Source organism: Xenorhabdus sp. NBAII XenSa04 (assembly GCF_963866145.1).
Taxonomy (GTDB): Bacteria; Pseudomonadota; Gammaproteobacteria; order Enterobacterales; family Enterobacteriaceae; genus Xenorhabdus; species Xenorhabdus indica.
Map to the genome: position 1 here is coordinate 1 of NZ_CAWMEB010000124.1, position 1,803 is coordinate 1,803.

Genomic DNA, 1,803 nt, shown 5'->3' on the forward strand with positions numbered 1-1,803 from the left:
TAGCTTTAAAATCGTGGTGCCGGAGGCGGAATCGAAAAACATTATAACTTGTTGAATAGTTAAATTTTATTACCTTTCATTCAGTTTATGCCCCTTTTAATGCCCCTAAGTTTTTTTCCTTGCTTTTTCTTTCCTATCTGACTGATTTTAATTATTTATCTTACTTATTGCGTTCTTTTTCATCATCTTAAAGCAAAAAAGCCATGAGGGTTAAAAATGGTCAAATCTGGTTGCCATTTTACGCTCAGGGCTTGAGATAAAAAATTATCATTTTTACAACATCGATCACAAATTAAAACGGGTTATTCCTGTGGTTTACTGCGAATCTTACGCTCAATCAGTTGACCACGTTTATCAAAATAGCGGCTGGGCCAGATCTCTGAGGGATGGATGCCGAGATAATTCGCGATAATCCACTCGCCTTTAGGCCACTGCCTGCTGAGTGCGTTTGCCAATGTTGATGAACTGAGTCCCGTCTCACGGGAGAGCGCCGCTAAGGTTGTACCCCGTTTACGCAATGCTGCGATGATATCGGCTTGATGCCAGTCATTTTGAACATTGTTATTATTCATTCCTGCTACCCCTTCCATTAATTAATATTGATGGTGGCGATCCAGACAGGGTTTGCAATACCGGAAAATACCCAACCGGCGAGGCCGAAGCCTCCCCTGTCTAAACCGCCATTGAAAGGGCGATAGCAAACACACTGGTAGAAATTTCCTACCAGTGGGGTATTTTCGCAGGGTTGCAAATCCCTGACCATTGGTATTTGCCAATGGCAGGAATACTTTAACTGATTGTTTTATCTAACTCAATAACCGAACAACTAAGTTTAACGGCTATAAACCCGTTCAACATAACGCCCGCGGCCGTCACCATGTCCCAAATCCATTGATACCAGTGCCCTTGCTTCCTGACGGCTAAAACCATTCTGTTGGTAAAAAGCCAATGCACCCTGTGCCCACGCATAACGCAAACTATGGGGAGAATAACAGCCTGTTAAACCAATCCTTGTGGTCTGTGTCCGCCAGTAGTTCATGGCTTGCTTGAGGTCTGATTTATCAATCAACCTGCCACCTCGTTGCTCTGCAATAACAATGGCCTGTTCGACAGCTTCTTTCACCGCTGCAACATCCAGTACGCGGGTTTGCCTTGGCCGACCGCCTTTTGTACCGAAAACAACATACAGTTTTGGTTCTGGTTGATCTAATTGTTTCCGCCAACTTTTCAATGAAGCGCTACATTGCACCGCTTCCTGAGAACGTAGCCCCAGCAATCGGGCAAGTTTCAGTGTGACGGCAAATCCGGCATCACGTCCAAGCGCCTTCTGATAAACAATCTGAAATGTAGCATCAGGGATCGCCTGTTTCGTTCCGGCACGGCTGGTTCCACTTAATCCTAATGCCTGATTGCTCAATCTTGGCGAAGTTTCCAGTTTTTCCCGGCCCTGCCATGCGAAAAATATTACGCAGTGCGGACATTTCATTTTGTACCGTTCGCTTGGCAATCCCCTGAGATAAACGGGCATCAACGTAATGCTCTACATGCCTGGCTTTCAAATGGCTGAGACTTTTAACCTGGATATTCAGGTTCAATAACAACGCGCCCAAACGCCCCGCAATCCGAATACGGTCATGACAGGTTTTGTGGCTGCCGCCCGCCTTCCGGGCAAAAAATTTTAATTCCTTAATCAATTGGCTCATTGGCTTCCCCTTATTGATACCTGACAACATGCGAACTCTGGCGCGCGACAATGCGGGCAAAACAGGAATGCCTGCTTTGTCCTTGACGGATATCTGTGCG

2 protein-coding genes and 1 pseudogene are annotated in these 1,803 nt (G+C 45.7%); all 3 read right to left on the reverse strand.

Features of this window, described 5'->3' with window-relative positions:
• Positions 1-302 precede the first annotated feature (302 nt).
• A complete protein-coding gene (locus tag AAC147_RS05925; protein ID WP_047679528.1) occupies positions 303-572 on the reverse strand; it encodes a helix-turn-helix domain-containing protein in 270 nt (89 codons plus the stop codon).
• A gap of 17 nt (positions 573-589) precedes the next feature.
• Positions 590-763 carry a hypothetical protein gene (locus AAC147_RS05930; RefSeq protein ID WP_156115323.1) on the reverse strand — a complete coding sequence of 58 codons (174 nt, stop codon included), beginning with the start codon at positions 761-763 and terminating at the stop codon, positions 590-592.
• A 69-nt stretch (positions 764-832) separates the two neighbouring features.
• Positions 833-1,703, reverse strand: a pseudogene (locus AAC147_RS05935) (integrase domain-containing protein).
• Positions 1,704-1,803: the final 100 nt, after the last annotated feature.

Excerpts from the sequence above, each read along its gene's own strand:
- AAC147_RS05925 (WP_047679528.1), bottom strand. The coding sequence starts at position 572 with ATGAATAATAACAATGTTCAAAATGACTGGCATCAAGCCGATATCATC.
- AAC147_RS05930 (WP_156115323.1), bottom strand. The coding sequence starts at position 763 with ATGGTCAGGGATTTGCAACCCTGCGAAAATACCCCACTGGTAGGAAAT.